Below are 3,000 nucleotides of genomic sequence, written 5' to 3'. Positions count from 1 at the left end.
CGTACCTTGACAACTGCATAAAAAATGTTTAAAACCTCTTTTTAAAAAAGAGATCTTAACGAACCTTAAATTCTTGTTTATAAAATGTAAGTCAAGTAAGTAAGGGCGTACGGCGGATGCCTTGGCCATATCAGCCGATGAAGGACGCGATAAGCTGCGATAAGCTGCGGTGAGGTGCAAGTAACCTTTGACCCGCAGATTTCCGAATGGGGAAACCCGGCGTGAGTAGTCACGTCATCCTCGATGAGGATGGGTACCCGGTGAACTGAAACATCTAAGTAGCCGGAGGAAAAGGAATCAACAGAGATACCCCTAGTAGCGGCGAGCGAACGGGGCAGAGCCCAAACCGGATTGGGAAACCAGTCCGGGGTTGCGGACTGCTAACAAGTGCAGGCGTGAAGCAGAACCGGTTGGGAAACCGGGCCAGAGAGAGTGAGAGCCTCGTAAGCGCAAGCAAATGCATGGAGCAGGATCCAGAGTACCACGAGACACGAGAAACCTTGTGGGAAGCAGGGGGGACCACCCTCCAAGGCGAAACACTGATATGGACCGATAGCGAATAGTACCGTGAGGGAACGGTGAAAAGAACCCCGGGAGGGGAATGAAAGAGAACCTGAAACCGTATGTCTACAAGCAGTCGAAGCACTTTATATGTGCGACGGCGTGCCTATTGAAGAATGAACCGGCGAGTTGCTGGTGCTAGCGAGGTTAAGCAGAAAATGCGGAGCCGCAGCGAAAGCGAGTCTGAACAGGGCGTATAGTTAGTAACAGCAGACCCGAAACCACAGTGATCTACCCATGTCCAGGTTGAAGCACAGGTAAAAATGTGTGGAGGACCGAACCAGTGAGCGTTGAAAAGCTTTTGGATGAGATGTGGGTAGGGGTGAAATGCCAATCGAACGTGGAGATAGCTGGTTCTCCCCGAAATAGCTTTAGGGCTAGCCTCATGGCGAGAGTACAGGCGGTAGAGCACTGAACAGGGTAGGGGCCTATCCGGCTACTGAACCTAATCAAACTGCGAATGGCTGTACTTATCCATGGGAGTCAGACTGTGAGTAATAAGGCCCATAGTCAAGAGGGAAACAGCCCAGACCAACAGCTAAGGTCCCCAATGCCGTACTAAGTGGCGAAGGATGTGGAATTTCAAAAACAACCAGGATGTTGGCTCAGAAGCAGCCACCATTAAAAGAGTGCGTAATAGCTCACTGGTCGAGAGACTCTGCGCCGAAGATGTCCGGGGCTAAAGTACGGAACCGAAGCTTTGGCAATTAACTTATGTTAATTGGGTAGGGGAGCGTTCCTGCATGGGAGAAGCCTGACCGGAAGGACAGGTGGACAGGCAGGAAGAGAGAATGCCGGTATGAGTAGCGAAAAGAAGGGTGAGAATCCCTTCCACCGAAAGCCTAAGGGTTCCTGGGCAACGATCGTCGTCCCAGGGTAAGTCGGGACCTAATCCGAGGCGGAGACGCGCAGGAGATGGACAACAGGTTGAAATTCCTGTACTGGCTGATTTCGTTTGAGCAATGGAGTGACACAGGAAGGAAGGCGCGCGTGCGATTGGAAGAGCACGTCCAAGCAGGTAGGTGGGAAGATAGGCAAATCCGTCTTCCCAAAAGCTGAGATGCGATGGGGAGCGACTGGAAACAGTCGCGAAGGGGCTGGCACTAAACTGTCGAGAAAAGCTTCTAGTGAGAAATCAGGCACCCGTACCGAAACCGACACAGGTAGGCAGGATGAGAATTCTAAGGTGCGCGGGAAAACCCTCGTTAAGGAACTCGGCAAAATGTATCCGTAACTTCGGGAAAAGGATAACCCGGCGTACGTGAAGTGCAGAAGCGCACGGAGCGGAACCGGGTGGCAGAAGAGAGGCCCAAGCGACTGTTTACCACAAACACAGGCGTCTGCTAAAGCGAAAGCTGATGTATAGATGCTGACACCTGCCCGGTGCTGGAAGGTTAAGAGGAAGTGTTAGCGCAAGCGAAGCAGTGAATTGAAGCCCCAGTAAACGGCGGCCGTAACTATAACGGTCCTAAGGTAGCGAAATTCCTTGTCGGGTAAGTTCCGACCCGCACGAAAGGTGTAACGATTTGGGCACTGTCTCAACGAGGGACCCGGTGAAATTGAAGTACCTGTGAAGATGCAGGTTACCCGCGACTGGACAGAAAGACCCCATGGAGCTTTACTGTAACCTGAGATTGGATTCCGGTAAGAGATGTACAGGATAGTTGGGAGGCTGAGAAGCAAGTACGCCAGTATTTGCCGAGCCGATGGTGGGATACCAACCTTGTTTTATTGGAATTCTAACGAGAAGTTTAACAGACTTGCGGACAGTCTCAGGCGGGCAGTTTGACTGGGGCGGTCGCCTCCGAAAGAGTAACGGAGGCGCCCAAAGGTTCCCTCAGCGCGGACGGAAACCGCGCGAAGAGTGCAAAGGCAGAAGGGAGCTTGACTGCGAGACGGACAGGTCGAGCAGGGACGAAAGTCGGGCTTAGTGATCCGGTGGTAGAGAGTGGAATTGCCATCGCTCAACGGATAAAAGCTACCCTGGGGATAACAGGCTTATCTCTCCCAAGAGTCCATATCGACGGGGAGGTTTGGCACCTCGATGTCGGCTCATCACATCCTGGGGCTGAAGTAGGTCCCAAGGGTTGGGCTGTTCGCCCATTAAAGTGGTACGCGAGCTGGGTTCAGAACGTCGTGAGACAGTTCGGTCCCTATCCATCGCGGGCGGAAGAAACTTGAAAGGGGCTGCTCCTAGTACGAGAGGACCGGAGTGGACCGACCAATGGTGTACCAGTCATGGCGCCAGCCGTGCAGCTGGGTAGCTACGTCGGGGACGGATAAACGCTGAAAGCATCTAAGCGTGAAACCAGCCTAAAGATGAGGTTTCTCATTGTGAAAACAAGTAAGGTCCCACAAAGACGATGTGGTTGATAGGCCGGAAGTGGAAGTACAGCGATGTATGGAGCGGACCGGTACTAATAGACCGAGGACTTGACT

The 3,000-nt window shown here is 52.6% G+C and carries 1 rRNA gene; it reads left to right on the top strand.

Annotation, left to right across the window (positions count from 1 at the left end):
- Positions 1-89: 89 nt before the first annotated feature.
- A 23S ribosomal RNA gene (locus TX77_RS01115) occupies positions 90-3,000 on the top strand.

Origin of the sequence: Megasphaera massiliensis, from assembly GCF_000455225.1 — a bacterium.
Taxonomy (GTDB): domain Bacteria; phylum Bacillota; class Negativicutes; order Veillonellales; family Megasphaeraceae; genus Megasphaera; species Megasphaera massiliensis.
This window is presented reverse-complemented; position numbering and strand designations above follow the sequence as displayed.